Origin of the sequence: Streptomyces sp. MK37H (genome assembly GCF_018035285.1) — a bacterium.
Lineage (GTDB): Bacteria > Actinomycetota > Actinomycetes > Streptomycetales > Streptomycetaceae > Streptomyces > Streptomyces endocoffeicus.
The window spans coordinates 1-1,676 of record NZ_JAAAYH010000810.1; the positions used below are offsets into that span (position 1 = coordinate 1).

2 protein-coding genes are annotated in these 1,676 nt (G+C 73.7%); both read right to left on the reverse strand.

Annotated elements, in window-relative coordinates; genetic code table 11:
• Window positions 1–764, reverse strand: a 764-nt coding sequence (locus GWI24_RS44105; RefSeq protein WP_210951621.1) for a transcriptional regulator, incomplete at its 3' end; no start/stop codon positions are given.
• The gene (locus GWI24_RS44110; protein ID WP_210951622.1) at window positions 761–1,183 is read right to left on the reverse strand and encodes a hypothetical protein; all 423 of its coding nucleotides are present in this window, start codon (window positions 1,181–1,183) and stop codon (window positions 761–763) included. The genes GWI24_RS44110 and GWI24_RS44105, both read right to left, overlap by 4 nt.
• Window positions 1,184–1,676 lie beyond the last annotated feature (493 nt).

The following is a 1,676-nucleotide window of genomic DNA, read 5'->3' on the forward strand; positions in this document are numbered from 1 at the left end:
CCGGGACCGCGGTCCGGAGCGGGCGGTGCGGAAGCGGCGGAACCGGCGGGCAGACCGGGGCGGCCCGGATGTCCCGGACGCGTGGAGCGTGGGGTGGCGACATGGCCCGCCGCCGCCAGCCGCCGTATGTCGATCAGCGTGTGGAAGGCGGGACGGCCCAGCTCGCGGGCGATACGGGCGGGGGTGCGGACCCCGTCGGCCAGCGCCAGCACCGCGCGCTGACGGGGGGTGACGGCCGGGGCGCGGCCATCGGGGCGGCGCAGCACCACCGGCTCCGTGTCCACTTGCGGATACGGCCACAAGGCGTCCAGCAGCTTGCCGCGGCGCCGGGTCTCGCGCTCGACGGCCACCGCGCCCACCGGGCGCACCGGCCCGAGCCAGTGGGCCGCACCCCGCTGGAAGCCGCGAGGGCCACTGCCGTGCCCCAGCGCGAAGTACGCCGCGTCGAACAGCGCGCCCAGATGGCAGATCTCCAGCTCCGCGTCCGACAGCCGGCCGCTGTCGACGAGGAACCGCCCGACCCCACCGGAGCGGCCCGTCCGGCCCACCGCCTCCCGCCAGCTGTCGGCGGTCAGCCGCCCACCGGTGGTGAGCAGCACCTCGATCCCGGGGGCCACGGGGCTCTCGGCGTGCACCACCTGGCCGTCCCGGAGATAGACCGTGCCCGCGTCGCACAGCAGGGCGCCGCTGGCCCGCTCGTCGGCGAGCCCGGTGAGGCTGGGGGCGTGCCCGGTCCGCGCCCCGGTCCGGTGAGGCAGGCTCATATCAGCGCCAGCCGCCCGCACATGTCGCGCAGCCGGATCCGGGCGAGCGCCAGATTGCCCTCCCGGCGGTCGAGCCACAGATAGAAGAAGACGCCGCTGTCGAAGGCTGTGTCGACGAAGCGCAGCAGGTGGTAGCAGGTGCGGGTGGTGACGATGACGTCCTCGACGGCGGGCTCCCCGTCCGCCTCGTCCGGGTCGGCGCCGCTCTTGTCGCTCCCGGGGCCCAGCGCGGCGAACGCCCGCTGCTCGGCGGCCATCCGGGCCAGCTCCGCCGTCTCCGCCGCGGTGGCCTCGGGGTCCTCGTCGCGCACCTCGCCGACCATGCCGAGCGCGAGTCCGCTGGTCCACTCGATCACGGCGGCTCCGCGCGCGCCGTTCACGGTCATCGCTTCCAGTAAGCACTCGTCGATTCCGGGCATGCGGCATCCCCTCCCTGCGTCACCCATGGCGGGCGCCCACCGGTGGCGCTTCGCCAGTGACGGTGAGGTTACGCAGGGTTCAGCTGTTGGGGGTTAAATCCAGTAATGCTCGGAAATAGCGGGCGGCGCGTAGTAGGGTCCGCCGTCCCATGGGCCCCGCAGGTCCTGGCAGCCCCTGCCCGGCGCCGTGCCGGGCCCGGTCATCGGCCCTCTGAACGATTCCTAGCGGGTGCGGGGCCCACCGGGCCACAGGTGGGCGGGCGCATATTCCACCGTCCTATTGCAGGCGTGGTGGATGGGTCAGTAGACGGTCGTGCGATGGTCGAGTACGCATACGCATGGAGCCGGGGCGCGGCACGGTGCCCGCCGGGGGTGGTCATCAGGCTCTCCCGGAGCCGTTTCGCACCCCCGCAGCGCACAGAGTGGCGTGATTTGACGGTACCGATGTGGCGGAAACCGCCCGCGTTTCACCCGGCTTGTCTGCGCTCTCCTG